Genomic DNA, 24,404 nt, shown 5'->3' with positions numbered 1-24,404 from the left:
CATGGCTTCACCATCGGCCTTCCTCATCCTCTCATGATACCTTTCCCGTGCAATCCCCTTATGTCTTTTTCCCTTCCCGCGAGAACACGTCTGTTTCACCTCTTTCCTATTTTTCAAGGCACCCCATCGTTGTGCCTGAAAGGAGATGGTTCACCTATGTCCCAAAACAAGGAACACGACCCCAAACGACGCTTCCGCATCTTTGGAGGGCAATCGGCTCCCATCAGTACAGATGGGAAGGGCAGGCAGATTTTGTATCGCTGCCCGTCCTGTTCAAAAGTATGGTTGCAAGATGGCCCCAAGCCGCTTCTCGATCTGGCTGCCCAGATGCTTGCGCCCCTGGCCGAGCGCCTTCAGGCAGATCTAGAGCACTTACCGCTGATGCCCTGTCGGCTCTGCCTGCTCAAGCTCAATGCTGGAAGCCTGGAAATCGATGCCTACCCAGAATCCGGCTATGGGCTGAATTACGAAGAGCCGGGAGGTCGGCGGCTGCAATTGGGCATCCGACCCGTGAAGTTGCTTTCCCATCCCATGCAGGGGGCGGCTGAGATCCCCACCAATGAGCAAGAGCTGTTGGCGCTCCTGCTCTGGTTTGCGGGCCTGGATAGCTCGCTGTCGGTGCGTCTGTTCTCCCAGCAGGAGAATGAGATCCTCTCGCGTGAACCTCCTGCTCCAGATCGGCGGTGGAAAGGGCTGTCGTTTGTGCTGCCCTGCCCGCCACTGAGGGATGCGGTGATCGTGATGATCCTCAGCGCCTTGCCAGTCGAGGTGCCACTCGATGCACAAGAGACCATCCTCCTGTGGAAATTGCTGACCGCACTCAAAGCAGCAGCGATGATCCATGAACAGTGACCCCTGTTTGTTCCCTGCCCTGACCCCTCGTGCTCGTGCGCCTCCCTGCCTCGCTGAGAAGACACGCGTACAGACCTGATGGAAAACCGCTGATGCCACATGAGCGGCAAAGCGACGTGTTGTGAGGAAGAGCCTGCCTCTCCTGATGGAAAGAGAGAAGCAGGCTCTTCCTCTTTGTTCCTTGCTCCCAGAGAGCAAGGCATGCATGAAAGGAAAACGTATGCCACAAAACAGATCATCTGACCACGCTCCGATGATGACCCTGTACCAGTGTCCGAACTGTCAGCAACACTGGGTCCAGGACGGAGCACAAATCCGTTTACGGGTAGGTTCCGCCGAAAGTGATGTGCTGGCTCGCACACTTCAGATTGATCTCGATCAGGTGCCTCAAGCGCCTTGCCGTTTGTGCCTCTTTCGTGCAGGTGCAGACACAGGCCGCTTTGAGGAGAATGCCTATGGGAGAACGCAAGGCTATGGGCTGACCTGGGAAGCCGCCGAGCCGGTAGGCGCACATCTGCTCATCTCGGTGCTCTCGGAAGCCTTCTTACTCCAGTCGCGTCTTCCTCCGGCGTCTCACGAGATCCGAGATCGTTCGCATGTCCGGCAGGTGCTTCGTTGGTTCATCGAGACGGAGCATCTGCCGTGTGCGCATATCCTGGATGCCCGCGACCAAAGGGATATGGCCGCCGGACTGCCTCCAGGACACGGCATGAGCGGGACCGAACGCTGGCAGTGGAAAGGGGCAATCTTCCGAGGAGACTGTCCTCCTTTGCAAGGAATAGCCCTCATTACACTCGCTCTCGCCCTTCCACAAGAAGAGCTGCTTCACCTGAGCAGTCTGCTCCATCTGACAAAAGGCATGCTGGAGCTAACCCTGACGCGCCAATGCGCCCAATGAAAGCCGTTTTGCCGCTGATGCAGTATCAGCGGCGTGTTGTTAAGAAGAATCTGCTGCCCTTGATGGAAAAAGCAGCAGATTCTTCCTGTTTGTAGAGAAACAAAGGAGTGGTATGAAACAACAGAAGAAAAAGCGTCCAAGCAATCAACGTCAGAGGATCAAAAAGAAGCAAGAGGTGCGAAGAAAGAAGAAAGGAATGAAAGAAGCTGGAGCTTCTGCATGGGAGATCTTTGGACAATCCTTGCCACATGCCTCGAAGGGAGCGGGGCAGCAAATCCTCTACCGCTGCTCCCTGTGTCAGCGGCCCTGGTTCCTGGATGGTCGAGAGGTCTATCTGCGTCTGGAGCCAGAGCAACTGCACTGGATTGCCGTCGCTCTAGAAGCGGATCTGGAGCAGTTGCCCACAGCGACCTGCCGCCTCTGCCTGTTTCAACGCGGTCTCGGCAGTTTCGAGTTTGATGAGTATGGGTTACAAGGGGAAGTTGGCTATGGGATCAATTGGGAAGCAGCCTCACCAGTGGGTGCACACTTGTTGGCGGCTGTGCTCTCCGAGGGGGAGTTGAGGAGGCTACCCGTCCCACCCTCTCCTCATGTTGTTTACAACTATCAGCGTGCCCGTGCGGTGCTGACCTGGCTCAAAGAGGAGCGCTCCTGGCTGTGTGAACGGCTGCTCTCTGCTTTTGAACAAGGGGTCATGGCCGCAGACAATCCTCCAGGACACGGGATGAGTGGAACCGAGGGCTGGCAGTGGAAGGGGGCATTCTTCCATCAGCACTGTCCACCTCTCGGGGGAATGGTTCGCACGCAATTGGTGATAGCACTTCCCGCTGATGAGCCGTTGGAAGTGCATTCTCTGGTCGCTCTCTGGCAAGACATGGCAGCCCTGGCCCTGGAAGGCTCTTTCGTCGGGGAACATCCTGGAGAGAAGGAGCAAAGACGCTGATGATGCACCTTCCAGATGTATCTGACCTCTTATCCATGCCTGTTCCTCAGACGGTGCAGGAGCATTTTGCCGTGATCCGCTTGACGCTGTTTCAGTGCTGGCAGGCGCTCGGAGATGGGAAGGTCGTGAAACATGCTACGCTCATTGCCCTCACCCAAGCATGCCTCACGCGTCTTGAAGCACTTGAGGCGCAAGAGAGGCTCTCGCTCTGTTTGGGAGGCGTGCAAACGATCCGCGTCCATCGATTTTCCCGCAAGCCACAGGCAGAGGAGCTGCTCATTCACGTGCCAAGCGGCTATCTCGACATGGCTCGCGCGGATGTGCTCTTTGCTTTCAGCGAGAGCGTCCGATGCGCCAGTCTGTGCCTCGATACGCTTGAACACTGTGAGGGGGAGCCTGCTGCTCTGGCGACCGATCTCATGCGCAGACGGGCAAAAGCATGGCAAGCTGAATGCCTGCTCGCTTTGCGGGCGACCTACGCGCAGCATGGGCTACCCTGGACGCCCTCGCTCTGGGTCGAGCGACTCCTGACGCGCCTGCCGAAGGGATTGGCGAGCTTGCCCAAGCATCTGCGACCTTCTTCCTCTGCGTCCAGGGTAGCCCGTGAGTGAGTTCCCTGCTCAGAGATGCTTTGGGGGAAGCTCCCAACGAAGGTCTCCATCTTCCATGCTGGTCGGAGTCCCCTTGTCTCCTCACTGTTGTGGTCCAGAGGCTCTGGAGGAGTCGTTTCCCCTACAAACTCATCAATATAGAAAGGAACAACGCATGTCACTTCACGCATTGTACGAGGAATTCTGTACGCTTCCTGTGGCCTCAGAAGAAGAGGAACCACAGGCCATTCAACGGACATTTGAGCGCCTGATCCAGACGCTCAGTTCCCCTGATGTGCTCTCCTTGCCACAGGAGCTTCTCAGCCTGATGGCCTTCTTTGCCGAACTGCTCAAACGGCACGCCCTGACGCTCGCACTTTGTGAAGAGGAGGAGATCTCCGCTGTCACCTTCGCCGTTCGGGGGAACCGGCAGGAGCAGACCGTCCAGCTCTGTATCTTGTTTCCCAGCGACTATCTCGCTCAGGTGCGAGCGAATCCCTTGGAACAATTGGGGGAGGTTGTGTGTCTGGCAAGTCAGGCGCGTGATTGTCTTTGTCAGCGTCTCGACCAGGATGTCTCTCTGGCGCGTGGGTGTGTGTATATGGCGGTCTTTCTCCAGGCAATGCGCCCCCTGCATGAACAGGAGCGTCTCATCTGGGCGCTCTCCGAGACGCAGCAATTCGTTCTCGAAACGTTCCCAGAGGGGTTGAGCAGTGCGCTGGTGTATCCCACTCCTCCCCTGATGATTCTCAACCGCCTGGAGAACTGATGTGCTTCGTCGTGAGCACATCTCTTTTCACCTCTCAGCGTGTTCATCTTCTTCCTGTCTGCTCTCTACGGAAAGAAGATCATCTCGTGCTTCTTCCACCTGTGTCTCAAGGACTTGACGAACAAGAAAGAAAGGATGGTGTCAAGATGACACTACAAACCCTGTATCACGAATTGCGCACGCTTCCTAGTGCTTCTCAGCAGGCGGCAAGTATCAGGAACGTGTTTGAGCGCCTCTGCGTGCTCCTGCTCGCTCCTGATCTCTTGCCTGCCCAGGAGCCAGTGCATGTGCTCATCGCGCTGTTCTCCCAGATGATGAAGCACCACATCATCTCGCTCAGCCTCAAACCGGGGGTTCCGACCGTCGCATTTGCCATTGCTTTTCGTCTATCGCAGCCAAGCCGGACGCCTGTGATCGTGATCCCGCCCAACTGTCTTGAGCAGATTCGCGCGAATCCTCTCCATGCACTGGGAGGGATGGTCTTCATCGCTAGCCATGCGCGCGATTTTCTCTGTAATCGGCTCGAACGGCACCATACGCTGCTGCGTGCTTATGCATTTGAGGCCGAATTCCTGCGGCAGATGCGCTCCCTGCACAAGCGCGAGGGCTTGCCCTGGGAACTCAACGAGTACCAACAAGCTCTCTTCGCGCAGTATCCAGAGGGGCTAGCGAGCCTCTCATCAGATCTTGTCTATCCCACCCCTGCACTGACCATACTCATCCAGATACAAGAGGAGAGGAACGATGAGTGAAGCAGGCTCTATCTCGGCCTGTGCATTGCGAGAGAGAAAGGAGTCGCAACGATGCTCGTGTTACGACGAAAGGTTGGGGAAAGCCTCGTCATCGCTGAGGTCGTGATCGTCCCCGTCCTAGAGGTGGAAGGAGAACGCGTCAAACTGGGGATTACTGCTCCCCCTGATGTCTCCATTGTGCGGGAAGAACTGTTGGATTTTCCTGACCCTCACCCCGACACCTCTTCTCGCCAAAAGAGGAGCACCTAACATACACGACGCTCCTGTCTCACCACGCTCGGCATGCCAGCAGGAGTGTCTCAGAGCAGGACGGTTCTCCAAATGCCCTGAGAAAGCACAAGAACCGTCCTCCTCGCGATTGCGCAGGGGGTACCTGAGCGCTGATAGCGTACCACATCAGGTTCTCTCTGCGCAATGTGTTCGCCCCTGTTCCTACTGTCTTCGTTTTTGTCTGCTCTGTTCTGAAAGGAGTCACTCAACATGGCAACAACGATTCCGGCACTGGCATACCTCAAGGATGGCCGGGGAGTGGAACGATCCGTTCTCCCAGGGTTGTTGACCCAAGCCTTTGCTGATAAACTCATCCCTCCACACGTCGTGATGGATTTGCTGCAACAGATCCCTGGTCCCTTCGCTCGTTTGCTTGCGCTCTTCTGGATGCGGGAAACTGATGGGCTAATTCCCGGTCTCCATGAGGCGTTGATGCAGAGTTTGTGGATACCTACGCTCCCGCACTATCAGGGAACGTCGGTTGAAAATACAAGTATTGATGAGCGTATCTGTACGACAAGTCATGCCCGTCGTGCCCTCGTTGGACGAGGGAGTTGTTTTACTCTCCAGCTTGACCAGTGGTGCCAGATCCCCGCGCACACGCCGCTGCTTCAGACGCCTGTGCTCATTCTGGGGGCCGGACCCAGCGGCCTGCTCACCGCACGAGCCTTGTTCGATCTAGGGTTCCGCCGCATCACGGTTCTGGATGAACAAGGCAGCTATGGCGGGATCTGGAACAGCCCACAGGTACAGTTGACTCGAACCAATCCCTTTGCCCTCCGCTATCGAGGACCGCGCTTCTCGGCCTCGGTGCCTCCAGCGCCCGGATCGGGGAAAGCGATGTCCGCCTTTTTCCACCGGTTGGTTGAGGGCAGTGGAGGGGAAGATGACCTCTTGCCTGCTGTGGTCCAGGCACAGGTGCGTGGGGTGATCGCAGGCGACCTTTCCCATGCGGTGCTGTTGCGTGATCCCTCCTGGGGGGAGCGGATCGTCCAATCCCCGCTGCTCATCAATGCGCTGGGAGTGGGTGTGCCTCGCCCTCTCTCTGCTCGCCATTCCATGCAGACCGATGCCGAGGAACAAGCGGTCGATCAGCGATGGCAGGAAGCCTTGCGTGAGGAGGATCTCGCACAGTGGCAGGGGCAACGGCTCGTGTTTGTCGGCCTCTCTGCTAGCACCCTGACAATGGTGCAACAAGCGCAGCATGCTATTGATCGAGGATATGACCTCTCCTACACTGTCCTGACGCACCATGATCCAGCGTCTCTGCTGGACCCGGTGGCCTCTGGGCTGGCTCGTGATGTGCGTCGTGGGGATCTGGATGGCCTGGCGCTTGATCTGCCAGCGGTTCGCGAGGCGTTCAGGCGACTCTGTGGGAGCCAAAGTCAGCGGGAGCAGATGCTTCCCCAGGTGGCCCACTGGAGCATTCGGCAGGAGGGAGATGGCAACCGCAGTCTGATGGCGACCAGCAAACAGGATCAGGTGCTTGTGTTGCCTGCTCTTGCTCGTGTGTACGGTTTGCTGGGGTATGAGCAGCCCATCCACACCCTCAATGCCTGCGGGATCGGAGTCATTGAGGGTCGGGCGCTGGTGGACGTGGACGGAGAAGTGCAAGCGGCACACGAGCGGCACGTCCACCGGGGGTATTTCGCCCTGGGGCCGGTGGCGCTCGGCCACCCAAACGCCAACTCGCTGCCCGGCATTCTCTACCGGGTGGGAGAACTGTTGCCAACGCTCATTGCCCGTGCCGCCGAATATACGACCATTGCCCGGTCATGAGCATCTCGAACGCGCCGCGTGTCCTCTCTGACGCCAAGAGCCGAAGCCAGGAGCAGGCATGGTGCCGAGGACCACCTCCCCTTCACCTCTGTTCTCTTCCCTTGACACTTCTCTTCCCACTGCTGGCAAGACGGCTCTTGCTGTGCGGATGCCAGCAGCACTGTTTCAAGATATCTCAACACATCAAAGGAGTATGCAGATATGACATCCTTTTCTGACTTCCACAAGCGAGCCTTGCTCCAGACCAGCCTGAGTGCCGCTGTGCCACTGCGAGTGCTGGATTACTATGAGCAAGGCGGCCCAACGGCAGCCGACGTTGAGGCTGCACGCGTCTATGGGCGAGATGCCCTGGCTCCACACGGAGACCTGCTCTTGTTTCGTTCGCGCAAAGAGGGGGAAACCGCAGCCCTGTTCAACGGACTGGCAAAGGCGCTGGCCGTCCTCGCCTTCTTGCCAGGAGGGGTTCCTCCCCTCTTGGGAGCAAGCGAGGGCTTTGATGCACAAAAGATTCTGGCAGGCTTTTTTGGGCAAGAGGAAGCCTCGCAGTATTGTCAAGGCGTCCTCCAGCGTGCCCTCGCCGAGGACGTTCCGGTCTGGGCTGCCTGTTATCTGCTTGGGCAAGAGGCGGACCCGCATGCCTTTGCCATCACGACGAACCTGCTTGCCACATTGAGCCTCCAGGATCTTCGTGACCTGCGCATCCAACGCTACACCAATCGAGGCATCGGGGAAGATGGCCGACCTCGTGTGTCTGTCGAACGAGTCACCTCGCGACTGTTGATGCAGGTGGCCTCTTCCGACCTCCACATCGCCGCGCTGGTGCAGCAGGCCGTGAGCAGAGGTGAAGCCCTCCCGGTGTGCCGTCTGGATGGACTGCAAACCGAAGCGTGGATCAGGGTCCATCGCCCTGATCTGGCAGGGGAAGGTGCGTCACATGAAACTATCTGATGCGTCTGGCTGGTCGGAGTCGGTTGCCGTTGCCCAGCCCATGCAGAAGGTCCTGGATTACAAACTCTCCCGCCTGATTATGCATGCGATTGGAGCCGTGCTTGCCGCTCCCTATGACAATGCCTGGCGTGCATGGCTGGCCTTCCCCAACGAGTGCGAGCAGGCCATGTTGATCGAGGGCTTTCTGGTCATCGATCTGCCAGAAGAGGTGATCTTGTGTGAGCACGGCTGGCTCCAACAGAAGGACGGATCGATCATTGATCCGACTATTCTAGTGCAGCCACTCCCCCCTGGAGCACGGGTCTTCTACGTCGCCGGGGTGCAGCGCACCCGGTTGGAGGTGGCCGTCCTGTTGGGCAAGCCACAGCAGTTCCCAGCGGTGCGCAGTGATCCTCGCTTTGGGGAGGACGGCATGGGCCATCCCCAGTACCGGGCGGCCTTTCTCGCGGCCCGTGACCACTGCCTCCTGCGCGCTCGCCTCGGCTCACCTCCCAAAGAGATCATCTTCCTGTTGGCGCAGGAACCAGATGCGAACCTGACCCAGGAGGTCATCGGAGGAAAGCTGATCCTGGAAACGCAGGGAAAGGAACCATCGGAAGGAGGAGGCGATGTCGAGAGAGCGTGAACTGAGGTCGCCTCTGCGCTACGCAGCGTCTCTGGCTGTGGCCTGGAGCACGGGAGCAGTGCCCCACCACTGTTATGCCAATGTCCGCAATGCGCTTGACGAGATGCCATTCTTGCACGATGCCTTCCTGGTCGAAGGCTTTCTCCTGTGGGAGCAGGAGACACGTTGTGTTGTCATCGAGCATGCTTGGTGTCAGCAGCAGCAAGGCAGCGTCATCGATCCCAGTATTGTGCTGCTGGCAAGCATCCGTCAGGCCCGGTGCTGGTATCGTCCGGGCATCATTCATGAGCCGAGCGCCTGGCGAGCGCTTGCTGCGGCAGATCTGCCAACCGTGCATCTGCGCGACAGAGAGGAAGAGGGTGCCTCGCTTCCTGTGAGCTATCAGGAGGCGTACCAGACGGCCCTCTCGCTCGCGCACCGTTTTGCGGAGGCACGTGTCCCTCCCAAAGAGGTCGTGATCGAGCCATCGCTGGCACTCGCTTCGCTTCATCCTCCTTTCCGGCTCCACACCCATGTTGTCTCGTCGAGCGACTGGCTCACGGGAACGCATCACCACACACGAGAGCCGTGATCGCGCCTCCCCTTTCCCGTCACGTGAGGGCAGGGATCGAGATGCAGCGCTCATCGTGTGTGTGTCTCGATCTCTGCTTGTTCTGGGCAGAGAGGCCAGCACTACAACTGGCTCCTCTGTCCTATGAAGGAGTGTGTTCTATGCACCATGATCATTCTCTCATGCTTTCCGACCCTTCCTCCTGTCGAGAGACATTGCTGGCTGCCTTGGATCAGGCGGTCGAGCGCACATTGTTGCCAGCACGCGACCGACAGATTGTGCATCTGCGCCTGGGATTACTGGATGGGCAGATTGCGACCTGCGCCCAGATCGCCGAACATCTGGCGATATCATCAGCACGCGTGCTGCAACTGGAAAACCGGGCGATCAATACACTGCGGACGCATCCGGCCACCTATGAGCCGCTCAAGCGCTATCTAGAGATCGTGCCCCCTTCAAAAAAGCATCACCGGCAACCTCCCTGGCTCACGCGTGAACGTGTGCTGACTCCACTGCGGCGTCAACGCCCGATGATGCGACAGATGAGGGCTGAAACACGGGAGGCTCGCTCATGATTCCGTCTCTTCTCTTCCACCGGCTCTGGCAGCGCGTGCGGAACTGGCGGCTGGAGCCAGCACGCGTTCACGGTGACGTGACTTCCCACAGTGGAACGCTCTTGACGGACAAGGAACTGGAGCAGTTGCTCAATGGTTTCCACGTCACGCTGTACGGATCAGCCCCTTCCCCGCACGAGGAGGGAGAGGCACGCCTCACGCTGTTGCAGCGCTCACGGCACTACGAGGCGCTCTACAAAGTCGATCTGGTGGCAGGCCATCCTCGTCTGCTTGTCCTGCTTCCCACCGAGCACCTCCTGCGTTTTGAGGGCTACCTAGTGCATCTGGATCTGTCGCATCCCCTCTTTGGCATGCTGGTTCCACTGGTGACCACGCATCAAGGCAGTCCAGCCTTCGAGCAAGGTCGGGCTGATCTGGAGGAATGGATGCTCTACGCCCTGGCTGAGTCGATGAAGTCCCTGTTCTGGGCAAGCGTGGAAAACGGGGGGCAATTTCCACCCGAACTGCGGGTGGAGCGCCTCCGCTTCGAGGCCCAGAGTTCCCAGGAGTAAAAGCAAGCCTGTTTGCTCTTAGAAGCAGGCCATGTGTTTTACATGCATGAAAGGCGTGAGCCAGAAGTGCATGACCCCGCTCATGCCTTTCTTTCTCTGGAAAGGATTCCCTCTGGTGCAATCGCGACTCTTTTCCCACCTCTTCAGCCTCCAGGCTCGGCGCATGCGCTATCTGCGGGTCGATCCTCTCTTTCGCCCCTATTGGCGCGAGGTTGCCAACCGCCCACTGCTCAATCAGGAGGAAGAAGCCTGTTTGCTGGCTCAAGCGGCAACCAGCAGCGTAGCCCGCAACACGTTGCTGGAAGGCAATCAGCGCTTGGTGATACTGATTGCAGTTGCCTTTGCCGGTCAAGGCGTGCCCCTCTCGGAACTGATCCAGGAGGGCAATTTGGGATTGTTGCATGCCCTAGAACGCTTCGATCCCCACAAGACACGACGACTTTCTACCTACGCCAAATACTGGATTGTGCAGCATATACAGCAAGCGCTGTGCCGAAACAGCCATGCGGTTTCTCTTTCAGAGCGCACGGTGCAATCGCTTGCTCAGATGGAGCAGCACATCAGGCAGGCGGAGGCGCAAGGGATCGCGCCTGATCCGCGTGATCTGGCCTCTCGATGCCATCTGTCAGTCGAGCAGGTGATGGCCCTGCTGCCACTGCGAGAGGGGCCGCTCTCCCTCCAGCACTCGTCTCTAGAGGCTGGACCGCTCTCGGAGATCGTCGCGGCTCCTCCTCTGCTGCTGCCCGACCCGGAATCGCAGTCCACTTGTCATCCCGCGCTCATGTCGGCGCTCGCTCGCTTGAACGAGCGCGAGCAGCAGGTCCTCCGCTTGCGCTTTGGCTTGGAGGAGGATGGAGTGGTTCATGACAACTATCACGAGATTGCCTGGCTGGTGTTTCACCGGCAGGGCAAGCGGGTAGACGAGCGCATCCGGCAAATCGAGAAGCGGGCACTGGTCAAGATGCACGCATTTCTTGAAGGGAAGGAGCCTCCTGCGCACAAGAGGAGGCGTCGTCCTACGACAGCAAAGAGCGCTGCGAAGAAGATCTCACAGCGACAAAGAAAAGAGGCACGTCTGGATGAAGACGTGCCTTGTTCATGAAAGGAAAACGATGGACATTCAAACGGAATTGGTCTTACTCATTGCCTTGCGGCTTGGTCGCATCAATCAGCCGCCAACAGGACAACAACACGCTGATCTGCTTGAACAGATCAAAGGGCATCTGCTCGATCAGCACGTGTGGCCCTCTGAGGTCATCCTGCATCAAGCGAGCTTCTGGATTGAGGAAGGGAACAGGCTGCGAGAGAATGGAACGCTTTCGGAGGAGATGGCTGTCTCGACAGAGCTAGCCTTACGCATTGGGCTGGCGCTCGGTCGATTGGGGCAACCTCCCAGCGTCCCCCGGCGCGTCCAGATGTGCAGGCAGATCAAAGCGAGACTTCGCGCCCCTCATACCCTTGCAGCTGATCAGCTCACGCGGCGGATAGACCGGATGATCGAGGTCGCCCTCTTCCACCTGGAGAGGCGATCACACCCTTCTCGCAAGGAGCGGGAAGAAGATGCCTGGGACTGAACAACGTTTCTTGCCGCATCAGAGGAGCGTGGGAGCACACTGCTTCTGCTCTCCTTTTCTCTTTTAGGGAAGGGTCACTCCATGAGCCAACCGAAACAGTTTCTTGTCTATCAGCAGCAACGATCACACACGCCTGGACCAGCGCAGGCACGCCATGTTATTGTGGCTGGTCCCTTTGAAGAGGAAGCGCAAGCCGAGGCAGTGGCACGAAGACGCTGGGACCGGGATGCCAAGACTGCTGTGCGCGAGATTGGCGACACCCTGGGGCTTCATCCAGAGCCGGTAGGCTGTCGGTGTGATGAGCAGGCTCCAGATCCAGTCTGTCTCATCGGCCCCTATCTGGTTGAGAGAGGAATGGCACTGGGGACGCTCATCGAGCCGGTAGGCTTCAACTACCTGCCTGCATTCCTTCAAGGACACCTGGAACACCAGCGCGAACGCTGGCAGGGAAAATATCTCCTTCATCTTTCGCAAGAACGTTCACATGAGGCGTGAGCAGATGCGCCTCTCCACACATTCACCTCTCAAAAGGGATCAGTCTGTGTCCCTGGCGAGGAAGAAAGGATCTCGATGCAACGATCTCTCTTAGCCGCCCAGTATCGTACCCTGTTCGAGCAGCAGCAGGACCGGGACAATACCGCCGAGTGGCGGGTCTATCGCGATGCGGTCGATCTGCTGGAAAGCCGAACATCGCTTCCCCTGGGCGTCGAGTTGCTCACCCGCGTCTGCGCGGACTGTCTCTTGTACGCCAGGCGTGATGGAAGCCGACACGATAGCGTCTATGGCACCTATGGAGCATACATGTTGTTGAAGAAGCGTCTCTACGAAGACCTCATGCGAGAGGTGCTCATCTGCCACTATGAGGAACTGATGGAGAGCACGCCTCTCCAAGAGGATCTGGAGTCCGTGCTGGCTCCTGACATCTTGCCTCTGCTGCGTGAGCCAGCGCTAGCGAGCGTGAGGACACAGTTGCGGGACCGTGCCTCTACGCTGGCAGCCCAGGCTTTCCATGATCCTCGCACGAGAAAGGTCAAGCGCAAAGCCGCGACCATGTACGCCCACCTGCTCTATCGTCTGGGCGGCTCACTTACGGCTCCCAGTCAGGAATCCTCCTGGGAGCTGTCTTCGGACACATCGCCACAACAGAAATAGCAGGCATGAGAGGCATCCCAGGACGAACCGGGATGTCTCTTTTTCACGTTTTTGGAGGAACTCATGTTGGTGTTTGATTGGATAGATGCCCACGTGTATCTCATTCCGGGAGGAGACCCGGACTCCCTTGTCGCCTACACTGGCATCACGACCTTCATGGAGGAACACAAAGACCTCGGACTTTCTGTGTTTCGTGGACCCCACCCCAGAGATCGGCAACGCTGGTTCTTGATCCTCGTAGGGGAAAAGACTTCGATGGCTCGATACAGACACTACCTGGATCGGATGCTCTCTCAGGTGCAGGCACAGCCCTTTGGGGTGTCGTTGGAAGAGATCGCACCCTATGTCGAGCAATTTCTCGCCAGGCAACGAGAAATGCTGCTCACCGGACAGACCTTTCTCGAACGCCATACTCCTCTCTCGCCGTCTCGGTCTCATGCAAAGAAGAAGCAACAAGATCGCCGCCACCACAAAAGAAATAGGAAATAAAGGAAGAAGAAGCATACTATGGAAAATACTCGTCCTGATGTCTTGGATTGGAAATTGCTGCGCGTTTCTCCTCTCGCCAAGCGTCTGCTAGAGATCGCGGCAAGCGGTCATCATTCAGCGGTTCTCATTGGTCCTTCCCAGACAGGTAAGGTGACCCTGGCTCGATCCATGACCACGATTCTCCCGGATCTCCCGCTCATTGCTCCTGATTCCATTGCATCCTTACGGAGCGTGTATGAGCACCATCGCAGCAGTCTCCTGGTTCTTGAAAGGCTTGATCGCTGGGATGAGGTGTCCCTTGCCTGGGTGCGCCAACAGATGGCACAGTGCTCTCATCCTGGCTTGCTGATCGCAACGCTGTGTCCTTGCCCGTGTGGAAAGGTGGACAACGATTGTCAGTGTTCTCCCGAAGCAAAACAGGCACATCAGCAGCGCTTGCGCCCGACGCTAGAGCGCTTTGCCTTGGCAGTCACTCTTTCTCACAGAAAGGCGGCTCCCAATGAGCCATCTGATGAACCGTCTGCACTGGTGCGCCAGCGCGTTGAGGCTGCACAATGCGTGCAATTCCAACGCAATCACGCTCGGCTCAATAGTCGCGTCTCCCTTGAGGAATTGGACCACTGCATCCCATTGGATCTTCCTGGTCAAAAGCTGATGGAGGCGGCACACAAGCATCTGGCGCTTTCCTCTGAGCAGACCCTCCTGCTTCGGCAAGTGGCTGCCACGATAGCCGATCTTGCTGGAGATGCCGTGCCCTCTCCCTGGCTCAAACTCCCTCATCTGGCCGAAGCGATCAGCTATCACCCTCACTGGACCTGAGAAGAAGACAGCGAAAAGAAGAAAAAGCATGATGGAAGGAAAGAACACACAGCACTATCTTGTGCTTCAAGTCTGTCGGGATGACCCCTGGAGGCGTCCTCCTTTTACTCTTGTGGCAGGACCGTTTGAGAGTGATCAGGCATTAGCTGAGCAGAAACGCCTTTGGGAACAAGAGGGTCGATGGGCGGTGCTCCAAGAAATTGGAAACGCCTTTTATCTCCCTTTTGCACCTCCCTTGCCTGCCTGCACATGTAGTGAGCAACATCCTGACCCTGCGTGCCTTTTTGGTCCATATCTGTTCAAGAGGGCAACGGATCTTGAGGCATTGGTGCAACATCAAGGCTTCCTTTCTTTGTCTGCTGACCTCCAAGATCAGGTGCAGAGACAACAAGATGGGTGGCTCAAGAAATACCGACAACATGTGCTGTTACAAAACGAAATCACCACACGACCAACAAGGAAGAAACTATGAAGCACCTCATCAATTCCATGCAACTCGGTTTCACTTCTCTGTGTGCCTTCTTGCTCTATGGTCCGAAAGAAGCATCAGCCATGCACAGAAGGGGGCAGCAGCAAGCACGCTGCTTTCTTGTCCTCTTCGGGAGGCGTGAACCCACCACGGCTGAAAGAAACATGCTCAAGCAGGTGTATCAGATGCACCGCACCTTTGAAGAGGACCAGAAGCGAGCAGCCACCGATGGCGAGGTGTTTGACCTCTTTTTTGCAGCGATGAAGCACAAGTCTTCCTCAGAGAGTGACCCTCCCATCGCTCATCGTGACAAAGAAGAGATGAACAACGGATATGGCGCACCTGAAGCAGTGGATTGAAATATCATATGAAATTACTAATAGCAAAGGAAAATGTCGATGAAACGAGAGAGAACAAGGGAAGAAGAGAAGCAGGCTTCTCGAGTGGCGTTGCTCAGAGCGCTGGATCAGGCGGTTTGGCGAGGGCTGATCTGTGAGCGAGAACGCTTTGTGGTGAGCCACCGTTTGGCTCTGTATGGAGATTGGTCTCCCCTGGCACCTCTCGCTGAGCAGCTAGGAGTAAAGAAAGAGCGGGTGAGGCAGATCCAGAACAGTGGTTTGTCTCAATTGTGTACCGATCCCGACTCTTTCCAGATGCTCAAGAGCTATCTGGAGTTGGTCCCACCTCCGCACAGACGACATATCAAGCCTCCCTGGCTCTCTCAGGAGAGATCCCTCGTTCAAGGCCGCAGCCTTCCCAGACCACGAAAGAAGGACTACTAGTACCGTCTTCGTTTCCCCAACGTCGCTTGGGGCTGAACCAGCAGAACGATTTGCGCGTGTTTGTCGCTCTGGCGACGGGAAGAGCTACATGGATAGCCTTCCCTTCCAAAAGCGCCTGGCTTCCCTCAAGAGGAAAACCAGGCGCAATACCTTCGCGCATCATGCCTACGAGATTCTGGTCCGCGAAACGTATCACGTGCATTCGCTCGATGATCTCCAAGAAGCCGTTGAACGGCGTGGAGCACATTGGCAGCGGTGTGCTCTTTGGGATCTCCCAGGCTCTCAGGTGTACTTGCATGTCTCTGCGACGGTGAAGCGCCTGTTCTCCGAGACATGAGCGAATGTTCTTGAAGAAGGCTGTTTTTTCGGGAGCCGCTCCGGCAAGCTCCCACAAGATATGAAAGAAAAAAGGTGAGGTGTTATGAACCCACAATGGTTCCCCTTCTTTACAGGCTGCATGGTCTTCGTGTTGTTTGGCGTGATAGTCTGCGCCTTGTACCTCTGGTTCCCCTTTTCTCAGCGGAAAAGATCTTCTTCTCCAGTCTATACCATGATCACCCAACTGGTGCGATGGAGCTTCTATGCAGGAGTCTTTTCCTTCTGTCTGAATGTCAGCGCGGTCACGCTGGCAGTGGGATGGGACTGGCTCCTGCGTGGATGGAGCGGCGGTCTCGCTGCCATTGTGCTGGGAGGTGTTGTCGTTGGTTGCGCTTTGCTTACAAGCAAAAGTGCCCGGATGAATGCCTGGCTTTCCCGCCAAGCATACCGCTGGGATGAACGCTTTCGTCGCGATGAATAATCCTGCTTCTCATCGAGAGCAGACAGAGGGGTTTGCGTGAGCTGACCCCTCTTATGAGGAAGAAGGTGATCTATGAAAAAGCGTTTTTTTGCGCTCTTTGCACATCCTCTCGTTGTGTGGGGCGTGAGAATAGTTCTTGTTGTTCAAATCATCATGGATATTCTCACCACACCAACGTTTCTCAGGGAACACGATCTTGATCGTACGTTGTTCAGTTTTGCTCTCATTGGAGGCAACATGATCGTGTTGCTTCGCGTGTGTTGGCCCAAAGGAGGCAAGAGGCCAAGCAGGGAGGAGAAACAACGCACCAGAGAAGAGCCTGGAAGAGCAAAGGAGTCGTAGGATCTGAAAGGCCCGACGCGTTGGTGGGAGTTGGAACGCTTGCTGGCTCCCACCCGGCGGCTTTCAGGGAAACACCTGCGCTTTTTTCGTTTTGGGCCGTTTTCTGCCTCTCCTGCTCCTCGATGAGGTGCTCTTTGAGTTATTTTGGCAAAGGGCATGAGGTGAGAACACATACCAGGGGAGGAGAGGGCCAACCAGTCCGATGTATGTTGATCGACTGCGGTGGCGGTGTGGATGGTCAGGGTGGGCAGGAGAGGCAACAGGCGTCGGCACCTGGACGTGTTCCGGGTTCTGGTGAGGCAGGCGGGACGTGGGGAAGAACCCGGAACGGAGGCCAGGTTCTCTCGTTCTGGTGGCGTCGATGCACTCAAGGCATATCTCTAGAACAGATGGAAACTCAGGAGGAGGAACGTTTCAAGTGCTGCCAAGTCGCTGCTGCTTCTTCCCTTGAAAGATGGACCTGTTATTTGATATTTGACGCTTGGGGGCCGTTGCAAACCCTGCCGGGCTGGATCTCCCCTTGAGAGAGCTACCTCTCTAGTATTGCTTGAGAAGCCGCCAAAATCTACTCGTTGCGAGCGTCCCATGTTTTTGGCTATTTTTCACTCTTTCAAAGAGGAACACTTTGACCACAAATGGTCCCTCAAGTAGCTTGTGGAGCCTTGCGAGTATCTCCAACTCAAGCTCATCCTTATGCCCACGGGATGCGCAACGAGATGCGCTTTCCTGTGAGCTGGCTCTGGACCTGCTTTTGATGGGTGACCATTTTCCTATCTTGGAAGAGCACCCAAGAAAATACAAGCAAGCTAACAATGCTAGTAAAGGAGCTTGTGGAGGCTGCCCAAGCAATTCCGTCTCCTTGCTGTGCATCTCGTTGCGCACCCCGTGGGTCACAGAGACCCTCGCGGCTGAGTTACCTTCATGCTGAAGAAGTATCTTCCACTTGGTTCGTTGATAAATCCATATCCAACATTGATAGCGCACTCGAACGGGAGCAATTCCCAACGGTTTAACCCGCCTGCGGAGTAAGCAAGATAAACCTGAAAAATATGGCATTTATGGCACATCTCAGATATACTTTCTCTGAGATAAAAAAGAGATAGGCGATTTTAGCACGGTGGAAGCACAAGACAGTCATAAACATAATCTCCGTGGTATTCCACTCCTGGAGCTAGCACCTTCGGTTTCACTCTGACTTAAGGAAGGAGTAGAAAAGGATTATGAAGAATAAATGGAAACGTAAAGAAGATAGTGCTCCTAGTGTTTGGAAGACTGGAGACTGCATCTTAGGTGAGTACGATGTGACGGGCATTGTGGGGGAAGGTGGCATGGGGATCATCTATAAAATCTACCATCGCACTTGGAGGCGCGATCTCGTCGTCAAGAGTCCTAAGCCAGAGATTTTTGCTAGGGAAGATGGCAAAGAGAACTTCATTCGCGAAGCAGAAACTTGGGCGAATTTGAGAGAGCATCCTCATCTAGTTCGGTGCTATTTGGTGAGCATCATAGGTGGCATTCCACGGATTTTTGCTGACTATATCGAGGGAGGAAGCCTTGCGGAATGGATTCGTCAGCGTCGGCTCTACCAGGGAGGGCCAGAACGGGCGCTGGAACGTATGCTCGACATCGCAATCCAGTTTGCCTGGGGGTTGCACGCTGCCCATGAACAAGGATTGGTGCATCAGGATGTCAAACCGGCCAATGTGTTGCTCACTTCTGAAGGAATCGCGAAAGTGACCGATTTCGGCTTGGCAAGAGCCAGGGTAATAGCTGGGCAACAGCAGAGCGGGCAAGAACTGGTGCAGCAGAGTATCCTGATCAGTTCACGCGGGATGACCCCTGCCTACTGCTCACCTGAGCAAGCTACCGGACAGAAACTCGGCAGAAAGACAGATATCTGGAGCTGGGGACTCTCCGTGTTCCAGATGTTCACGGGAGAGGTGACGTGGAGGAGTGGTGTAACAGCACGAGAAGCCCTCGCCCGCTACAAGGGAATGCATCCGGGGATTCCTGAGATGCCCGCTGAGCTGAGGAATTTGCTTAACAGGTGTTTTGAGCTGCACCCAGAGAAACGTCCTGCGACGATGTTAGAGGTGGCAATGAAGTTGCAAGCGATCTACGCACACTGTGTTGGACACCTGTATGCCCGTGACATGCCTAAATTTGCCGAGATAAGGGTGAACACGTTGATTAACCGAGGGTGTTCGCTAGCCGAACTAGGGCGGCTAGAAGAAGCGCTGCTCACCTTCGAGCAGGCCATTTATCTTGATTTCAATGATGCCACTGCCTACTATTACGCAGGCCATGCACTCCGGGATCTGGAGCGGTTCAAGGAGGCGCTACTGGCCTATGAGCAAGCCATTCGTCTTGATCCCAACGATCCCCGTGCCTACTTTAGCAAAGGTGGTGTGCTTGAACGGCTAGGGAGGGCAGAAGAGGCATTGCTGGCCTATGAGCAAGCCATTCGTCTTGATCCCAACGATCCCCGTGTCTACTATAACAAAGGTGGTGTGCTTGGACAACTAGGGAAGGCAGAAGAGGCACTGCTGGCCCTTGAGCAGGCTATTCGTCTTGATCCCAACGATGCTGATGCCTACTATTACAAAGGTAGTGTGCTTCGACAACTAGGGCGGTTCAAGGAGGCAGAACAAGCCGAGCAAAAAAGACGAGAGCTTTCTCATTGAGACCACTCCTCACAACTACAACTCCAAGAAGAGTAGAGCATGCCAGCCGACGTGCTAAGGCAGCAAAGCAATAGGGGGAAAACCATTAGGAAGTTTTGCGGGACGTTTCTCTTCAAACTAAGACCAGGGAGAACTTTTGTACGCCCTGGTTTCTTTTTACCGATGTAACGCCCTTGTCCTTTTCGGTTGACCCCGAACCTGATCAACTCTCCTCCCGCAGGTTGACCCACAAAGTGGGTAAGCGAGATAAACTCACTCATACAAACAAATACCGCAATATCCCTTTAAAATAGGAGGATATTGCGGTACTTATTCTTTTGGATCTTCAAGCTCTCACGAGTCCCCAATGCCTTTTAGACCACATGTTCTACTTCATCGAGCAGAAGCACCTTCGGTTTCAAGCTCTCACGAGTCCCCAATGCCTTTTAGACTCTCAGAATCTCTCTGCTATGGCATGAAACATCCAGGTTGCAAGCTCTCACGAGAGGGGTGCAACTAACTCATTTGTGGAAATCAGGAAATTCTCCGATTCTGGATCGAAGAGCATTTCCCTAAAAACACGAGCAAGTAACGTTCCAATGGAAATCCGCCGTTTTTCTCGATCAGAACACGAACACGTCTCTCATTGCTTCACGCGCTGATTGAACAAGAATCGAGCAAGTAACTTCTGGCTCAAGCGACTCCCACTTCTGTAGCAGAAACGTCCTTAAACGGATGTTGTTAGAAAATAGCCCTATCAACTTGAGAGAGGAAAAGATTGTTCTGGCAGCGCATCAGTGTTGCACACTGGAGTTGTGTGTTCGTTCCATAGGACCGCGCAATTCCCGCCAGGTATCCAATGGTTCTCAGTCCCCCTTGGTTGCGTTCTTCCCCTTTGGTCTGTGTCCTTCCTCCATTTGCCCATGTTCTTCAATATCATCATGATGCTATCTCCCAAATCCTCGAAGACGTAATCCATCTGAAGCAAGGCTATGGTCGCCATGAAAAACAATCCGCCAAAGAATCCATAGAACCCGACTACGATTGCAGACACAACCAAGTCGATTGTACTGACTGTGCTTGGGTGAACGGGGGTATGACCGCCAGTATTGAGATCAGGGATGTAACCGCCACCAACAAGAGAACCCAGGAGTGGAAGCACAATGATGCCGAGATAGGCACCAACAATACCTAAGAGGAGATTGAGAGGGATTCTGAACCACAGGTGAGAGTGCTGGTCAGGCATGAAATAATCGGGCAGATGGACCATTGCGCTGATAGCTGCAATCGTGCCAGCTAGCGGAACGACGAGGAACCAGATCACAATGCCTGGACTCATAGCTGTGAGGATGATACTTGCACATGTCATAGGACGTGACCTCTCTTGACCAGTCACAAACTGGAAATACTTCACAATCTGTGAATTTAACATTCATTTCACTCAAATGAGCGATAGATTCGTTCGTCACACTATCTCCATGCAACACACCTCATGTGAATGCATCAAGAGCCAAGCGAAAGACCTCGACACTCAACGTCCGAAAGTTCTTCGTCGTCGCTCGGTTGCCAATCTCAATACGCCTATGTATTTGGTTATCAATGTACGTGTTCTGGATTGGGCCAAATCGATCAACAGAGGACTTCTACAAATGAGTTAGTTGCACCCCTCCTAGTATAGTCTGAGAAGCCGCCAAAATCTACCGTTTGCGAGCGTCTCATGTTTTGGGCTATTTTTCACTCTTTCAACGAGGAACACTTTGACCACAAATGGCCCCTCAAACAATTATATGAGCCTTGCGAGGATCTCCAGCTCAATCTCATCCTTACGCCACGAGATGCGCAACGAGGTTTAGCTTAGCAAGGAAGTGGCTTGAGAGCATTCTTATCATTCTTTCGTTTTGATAAGGCAGAGATATTTCTGATCCGATGCCGAGAAACAAGCGCAAGCATTGAACGAGCCAGTGAAGCCGCTTCAGCTAAAAGTGCAGCTCGTTGCGCATCCCGTGGGTTACGGAGTCCCTCGCGGCTGAGCTATGAGTATGCTGAAGAAGTTTTTTTGCATCTTTTAGGAGTTCCATTGATGTCATGCCTCCAACTTATCATCTGGAATGCCACATCCTTCTTTAAGGCTACCCTACATGTCCATTGGTAGAACATTGTTTCATCTTTCGGATAGAGCTAAATAGAGCAGACGTAATCAGCGAAGGCAAGCGATGATGAGCGAAGCCGAAAACAAAAAGGCATAGCTCTAAGCGGCTGTACCTCGTATCTAACAGAGAGCATGCTATATATCACTGTGATATGTCAAGTGGTTTCACTGAATTTCTTGCAAATTCGTGATTATCTGCGAGAATTCGTGCAATCCCCATAGATCTGAAGGATACTGATGAGTCTACTGCAAATCATGAATGAAAACAAGTATCTAGTCAGGACAATAGAATAGGCGTGTATTTAGGGAAATGTGACCCTAAAGTGGCCGCCTTTTGTCCTGGGAAGCTTTTTTCCTTCCTGCTATGCTTTGTCTGCAAGAGCAGCAGTGCTGTTTTTGGTAAAACGTGAACGATGTTTTTTAGATGAACTGCTTTGTATGTTTTCTAGGAGGATACCTGCATGTTGAAGTTAAGGAAGACCCTTGCCACTCTGGGGCTATTAAGCTGTTTGATTGGCTGTTTTCTCTCGTTCTCTCCGCCAGCCTCTGCCGCATCAGCACAACCTCATGGAGTCCATTATTGTCAATGTACCGAATACGTGAATTCTTATTATCACATGTCTGTTCCGGGGAACGCATATCAGTGGAAGACAGAACTTCCTGGCTATGGATGGCAGCAAGAGTCTAGTGGCACTATTCGTGTAGGTGATATTGCTGTGTGGGGTACAAACTTTTCCACCTACGGTCATCTTGCCATAGTGAACAGTATCAGTGGTTCAAGTGCAGGGGCGACTATTACGTTTCTTGGGGCTAATCAAGACGGGAGCCGATTTACTTCGCTGAATTGTAATGATGTGAGTTATTGGTCGACTCCTTACTATTGGAGTCTTGCGGTCTATTTCCATCATTAATGTTCCTCATGAGAAGAATAGCTGAAGGAACTCAGCGATAACCGCTGTATGCAAGGTGCAAAGAGAAAGACCAAGCCTACATCATTTGAGCAAAGAATAGCCCTGGCCCGATGGAGAGCCAGGGCTACGTGGTACGATAACGGGGATTACCTATGTATATGGGTGCGGTCTTTTCTCGGTTGTGCCCATGAAATAGGAAGCTGGCGCGTTGCCTCGCCACCAGAAGGGCTGGCAAGAATATGACCTGAGCGCAGCATTCTTCGATCCCTTACTCTGGGCAGTTGATACGTTTCCAACTCCCCAGAATCTACCGTTTGCGAGAGCCTCGTAAAAAGTGCTTTTTGTGGTCCCTTCCTGTAGGTCAAGTGCTGTTCGCAACTCATCTCCTTCCGCTTCTTGAGTCTTGCGAGCATCTCAAGCTCAAGCTCGTCATTACAGAGACTCTCACGGCTGAGCAACGGACATGCTGAAGCCACATCGCGCTCTCGTATGAAATGGGAAAGGATATAGTTCTCTGACTCACTGGAAAAGATGTGGCATCGAAGCCCGTTCTAGCGTGGCTCCTGCCTCCACCTCTCTGCTTCCATCGTGGCTCGTTCACGCTGGGTATACAACACGTCTTGCATCTCAGAGAAGGCTGTTGCTATCGCTTGTTTCGCCTCTGTCGTGCCATGTTGCATCACAAAGCTGATGAACGCTTCGATGGTCGCCTGTGCTTCCTTGCGATAGAGCCATTTGACAGCATCCTCCAGTGCCGGGTCTATTTCGTCCCAGGTGAAACAACGCTCTGAATTTGGGATGGTGAATGCTTGCTTAGGATAGGCTCCAGTGAGAAGCGCTTGGCGGCGGGCTTCATAGGCGGCTTGAGCAAAGAGGTCGTTCACGTCTGTTCTCATGGGTCATGCTCTCCTGTTCTCATTGGATATTCTGTCGCTCTTATTTTGTTCTTTGGTGGGCAGAGCATTTTTGCCCTGCTCACTCGTCTCCTCTTGCCCGAACCGTTTCAGGTCGCAAGCCGATGTCCATCGGTCGTGCGTAGCACCATGACGACATCCCCCAGTGGCACGAGCAGCAATTCCTCTTGGACGATGGGAGCCTGCACATGGTCCCAGTGGGCAGGGAGCACGAAGCGCTGTTGCCAGAGCAGAAGGCACTTTTTTACACTCAGCGCTGTCACCTCATAGGCGGAGGTGCCGATCTGTTGGCGGGTGACGACGTAGATCACGTCCCCTCTCTCTGAGAAGGCGGGAGGTGAGATCTCAGCTTCTGCTTCTGCATATTCCCAGAGGATCGTTCCCGTCTGTGGGTCAAGCCGCAGCAGGCGTTGCGCGTCCGTCTCAACATAGAGGTGTCCCTCCTTCCAAAAAAGCGAAGTGGCAAGCTGCTCCTGAGTAAAGAGCGCGGTCACGAGGGGGATCTGCCGTTGCCAAAGCTGCCTGCCCGTCTCTTTGTCAAGGGCGTAGATGGAACCTGCCGCCACATAGAGGTGCTCCTCGACCAGCAGCATGGTGGGCAGGCTCGTCTTGAAAGTGGGTAGGGAATGATGCCAGAGCGTGCGACCGCCTTCAAAGGCAAACACGCTTTGGCCTGTGAGCAGATAGTGCCGCATGGGATGCGCTGCGGGACGCAGCACCAACAGCCCTGCACTGACGGCTGCGAGCAAGAGCAGGAACAGGAGCAACCAGAGCACGGGTCTTTGCCTCCTGATCGGATGATCATGCGTGCTTTTCATAGCATGTCCTTCTTTCTTTTTCTCTTTTTTGTCTGTTTCTTCTGCTTGTACTTGTCCTACGAGCGTGTGCGATAGGAGCGTGCAAGCAGGGGATAGCGACCGATCTCCTGCAAGATCAAGCGGTGGCCGACATGGTGGTACAAGAGGCGGTAGGTGCGACTGACACTACACATCCAGGTTCCCGGACGAGCACGTACTCGCTGCACGTGCAGCGAAGGATGGCGTGGATCAATAGCAAGGTACGCGATTTTGTGCTGGACCGAGCGCTGGACATCGGGGGCGAGCTGCTGCAAGGCTCGCCGAAAGGTCTGTGTGTGGATGATCTGCCTGGGTCGTTTTGCCGGGGGATCTGGGTGCGCCTTGTCAGATCTCCCTGTGCTTCGTGATGGTCTGTGTTTCTTCACGGTCGTCTCCTTCTGAA

Annotated in this window: 31 protein-coding genes; 27 read left to right on the top strand and 4 right to left on the bottom strand. The window is 54.9% G+C overall.

What is annotated here, in order from left to right; all coding sequences use genetic code 11:
* Window positions 1–156: 156 nt before the first annotated feature.
* The 26 genes from K3T83_RS43395 to K3T83_RS43270 all read left to right on the top strand — a co-directional run bounded on the left by K3T83_RS43395 (window position 157) and on the right by K3T83_RS43270 (window position 19,212).
* The gene (locus K3T83_RS43395; protein ID WP_220209376.1) at window positions 157–852 is read left to right on the top strand and encodes a hypothetical protein; all 696 of its coding nucleotides are present in this window, start codon (window positions 157–159) and stop codon (window positions 850–852) included.
* 220 nt (window positions 853–1,072) lie between these two features.
* On the top strand, window positions 1,073–1,750 hold the full coding sequence (locus K3T83_RS43390; RefSeq protein WP_220209375.1) for a hypothetical protein: 678 nt from the start codon (window positions 1,073–1,075) through the stop codon (window positions 1,748–1,750).
* A 112-nt stretch (window positions 1,751–1,862) separates the two neighbouring features.
* Window positions 1,863–2,693 carry a hypothetical protein gene (locus tag K3T83_RS43385; protein ID WP_220209374.1) on the top strand — a complete coding sequence of 277 codons (831 nt, stop codon included), beginning with the start codon at window positions 1,863–1,865 and terminating at the stop codon, window positions 2,691–2,693.
* On the top strand, window positions 2,693–3,304 hold the full coding sequence (locus tag K3T83_RS43380; RefSeq protein ID WP_220209373.1) for a hypothetical protein: 612 nt from the start codon (window positions 2,693–2,695) through the stop codon (window positions 3,302–3,304). Before K3T83_RS43385 ends, K3T83_RS43380 begins: the two co-directional genes overlap by 1 nt.
* A gap of 154 nt (window positions 3,305–3,458) precedes the next feature.
* Entirely contained in the window at window positions 3,459–4,052 is a 594-nt protein-coding gene (locus K3T83_RS43375) for a hypothetical protein (RefSeq protein WP_220209372.1), read from the top strand.
* 146 nt (window positions 4,053–4,198) lie between these two features.
* Window positions 4,199–4,804 (top strand): hypothetical protein, encoded by a 606-nt coding sequence (locus tag K3T83_RS43370; protein WP_220209371.1) that lies wholly within the window; start codon window positions 4,199–4,201, stop codon window positions 4,802–4,804.
* A gap of 51 nt (window positions 4,805–4,855) precedes the next feature.
* Window positions 4,856–5,053, top strand: a complete 198-nt coding sequence (locus K3T83_RS43365; protein ID WP_220209370.1) for a carbon storage regulator — start codon at window positions 4,856–4,858, stop codon at window positions 5,051–5,053.
* A gap of 231 nt (window positions 5,054–5,284) precedes the next feature.
* Window positions 5,285–6,853, top strand: a complete 1,569-nt coding sequence (locus tag K3T83_RS43360; RefSeq protein WP_220209369.1) for an NAD(P)-binding protein — start codon at window positions 5,285–5,287, stop codon at window positions 6,851–6,853.
* Between the two features lie 201 nt (window positions 6,854–7,054).
* Window positions 7,055–7,801 (top strand): hypothetical protein, encoded by a 747-nt coding sequence (locus K3T83_RS43355; protein ID WP_220209368.1) that lies wholly within the window; start codon window positions 7,055–7,057, stop codon window positions 7,799–7,801.
* Complete coding sequence (locus K3T83_RS43350; RefSeq protein WP_220209367.1) at window positions 7,788–8,426, top strand: hypothetical protein; 639 nt, start codon at window positions 7,788–7,790, stop codon at window positions 8,424–8,426. Before K3T83_RS43355 ends, K3T83_RS43350 begins: the two co-directional genes overlap by 14 nt.
* Window positions 8,410–8,997, top strand: coding sequence for a hypothetical protein (locus K3T83_RS43345; RefSeq protein WP_220209366.1), 588 nt, complete (start codon window positions 8,410–8,412; stop codon window positions 8,995–8,997). Before K3T83_RS43350 ends, K3T83_RS43345 begins: the two co-directional genes overlap by 17 nt.
* Window positions 8,998–9,137: 140 nt before the next feature.
* Entirely contained in the window at window positions 9,138–9,551 is a 414-nt protein-coding gene (locus tag K3T83_RS43340) for a sigma factor-like helix-turn-helix DNA-binding protein (RefSeq protein WP_220209365.1), read from the top strand.
* Window positions 9,548–10,102, top strand: coding sequence for a hypothetical protein (locus K3T83_RS43335; protein ID WP_220209364.1), 555 nt, complete (start codon window positions 9,548–9,550; stop codon window positions 10,100–10,102). Before K3T83_RS43340 ends, K3T83_RS43335 begins: the two co-directional genes overlap by 4 nt.
* A 115-nt stretch (window positions 10,103–10,217) precedes the next feature.
* The gene (locus tag K3T83_RS43330) at window positions 10,218–11,204 is read left to right on the top strand and encodes a sigma-70 family RNA polymerase sigma factor (RefSeq protein WP_220209363.1); all 987 of its coding nucleotides are present in this window, start codon (window positions 10,218–10,220) and stop codon (window positions 11,202–11,204) included.
* Window positions 11,205–11,214: 10 nt separating this feature from the next.
* A complete protein-coding gene (locus tag K3T83_RS43325) occupies window positions 11,215–11,676 on the top strand; it encodes a hypothetical protein (protein WP_220209362.1) in 462 nt (153 codons plus the stop codon).
* Between the two features lie 81 nt (window positions 11,677–11,757).
* Window positions 11,758–12,171, top strand: a complete 414-nt coding sequence (locus tag K3T83_RS43320) for a hypothetical protein (RefSeq protein WP_220209361.1) — start codon at window positions 11,758–11,760, stop codon at window positions 12,169–12,171.
* Window positions 12,172–12,246: 75 nt separating this feature from the next.
* The gene (locus K3T83_RS43315; protein WP_220209360.1) at window positions 12,247–12,828 is read left to right on the top strand and encodes a hypothetical protein; all 582 of its coding nucleotides are present in this window, start codon (window positions 12,247–12,249) and stop codon (window positions 12,826–12,828) included.
* A 63-nt stretch (window positions 12,829–12,891) separates the two neighbouring features.
* Window positions 12,892–13,317: a hypothetical protein gene (locus K3T83_RS43310; RefSeq protein ID WP_220209359.1), complete on the top strand. Its 426-nt coding sequence runs from the start codon at window positions 12,892–12,894 to the stop codon at window positions 13,315–13,317.
* Window positions 13,318–13,335: 18 nt separating this feature from the next.
* Window positions 13,336–14,136 carry an ATP-binding protein gene (locus tag K3T83_RS43305; RefSeq protein WP_220209358.1) on the top strand — a complete coding sequence of 267 codons (801 nt, stop codon included), beginning with the start codon at window positions 13,336–13,338 and terminating at the stop codon, window positions 14,134–14,136.
* A 28-nt stretch (window positions 14,137–14,164) separates the two neighbouring features.
* Complete coding sequence (locus K3T83_RS43300) at window positions 14,165–14,608, top strand: hypothetical protein (protein WP_220209357.1); 444 nt, start codon at window positions 14,165–14,167, stop codon at window positions 14,606–14,608.
* Complete coding sequence (locus K3T83_RS43295; RefSeq protein WP_220209356.1) at window positions 14,605–14,964, top strand: hypothetical protein; 360 nt, start codon at window positions 14,605–14,607, stop codon at window positions 14,962–14,964. The genes K3T83_RS43300 and K3T83_RS43295 overlap by 4 nt, the downstream gene beginning before the upstream one ends.
* Window positions 14,965–15,003: 39 nt before the next feature.
* Window positions 15,004–15,387, top strand: a complete 384-nt coding sequence (locus tag K3T83_RS43290) for a sigma factor-like helix-turn-helix DNA-binding protein (RefSeq protein WP_220209355.1) — start codon at window positions 15,004–15,006, stop codon at window positions 15,385–15,387.
* A gap of 88 nt (window positions 15,388–15,475) precedes the next feature.
* Window positions 15,476–15,724 (top strand): hypothetical protein, encoded by a 249-nt coding sequence (locus tag K3T83_RS43285; RefSeq protein WP_220209354.1) that lies wholly within the window; start codon window positions 15,476–15,478, stop codon window positions 15,722–15,724.
* A gap of 84 nt (window positions 15,725–15,808) precedes the next feature.
* Entirely contained in the window at window positions 15,809–16,186 is a 378-nt protein-coding gene (locus K3T83_RS43280; protein ID WP_220209353.1) for a hypothetical protein, read from the top strand.
* 72 nt (window positions 16,187–16,258) lie between these two features.
* A complete protein-coding gene (locus K3T83_RS43275; protein ID WP_220209352.1) occupies window positions 16,259–16,528 on the top strand; it encodes a hypothetical protein in 270 nt (89 codons plus the stop codon).
* A gap of 1,220 nt (window positions 16,529–17,748) precedes the next feature.
* The gene (locus K3T83_RS43270) at window positions 17,749–19,212 is read left to right on the top strand and encodes a serine/threonine-protein kinase (RefSeq protein ID WP_220209351.1); all 1,464 of its coding nucleotides are present in this window, start codon (window positions 17,749–17,751) and stop codon (window positions 19,210–19,212) included.
* 736 nt (window positions 19,213–19,948) lie between these two features.
* Here the strand turns inward: K3T83_RS43270 and K3T83_RS43265 are convergent.
* On the bottom strand, window positions 19,949–20,560 hold the full coding sequence (locus K3T83_RS43265) for a hypothetical protein (RefSeq protein ID WP_220209350.1): 612 nt from the start codon (window positions 20,558–20,560) through the stop codon (window positions 19,949–19,951).
* Between the two features lie 1,241 nt (window positions 20,561–21,801).
* Between K3T83_RS43265 and K3T83_RS58215 the strand changes: the two genes are divergently transcribed.
* Window positions 21,802–22,251, top strand: coding sequence for a CHAP domain-containing protein (locus tag K3T83_RS58215; RefSeq protein WP_220209349.1), 450 nt, complete (start codon window positions 21,802–21,804; stop codon window positions 22,249–22,251).
* A gap of 551 nt (window positions 22,252–22,802) precedes the next feature.
* Here K3T83_RS58215 and K3T83_RS43255 read toward each other — a convergent pair.
* From K3T83_RS43255 to K3T83_RS43245, 3 genes are all read right to left on the bottom strand, one after another.
* Window positions 22,803–23,147, bottom strand: coding sequence for a hypothetical protein (locus tag K3T83_RS43255; protein WP_220209348.1), 345 nt, complete (start codon window positions 23,145–23,147; stop codon window positions 22,803–22,805).
* A 107-nt stretch (window positions 23,148–23,254) separates the two neighbouring features.
* A complete protein-coding gene (locus tag K3T83_RS43250; protein WP_220209347.1) occupies window positions 23,255–23,983 on the bottom strand; it encodes an outer membrane protein assembly factor BamB family protein in 729 nt (242 codons plus the stop codon).
* A gap of 56 nt (window positions 23,984–24,039) precedes the next feature.
* Complete coding sequence (locus K3T83_RS43245; RefSeq protein WP_220209346.1) at window positions 24,040–24,387, bottom strand: hypothetical protein; 348 nt, start codon at window positions 24,385–24,387, stop codon at window positions 24,040–24,042.
* Between the last annotated feature and the right edge of the window lie 17 nt (window positions 24,388–24,404).

Source organism: Reticulibacter mediterranei (genome assembly GCF_016587455.1).
The sequence above is the reverse complement of the archived record's forward strand: the minus strand, read 5'-3'. Positions and strand labels throughout refer to the sequence as shown.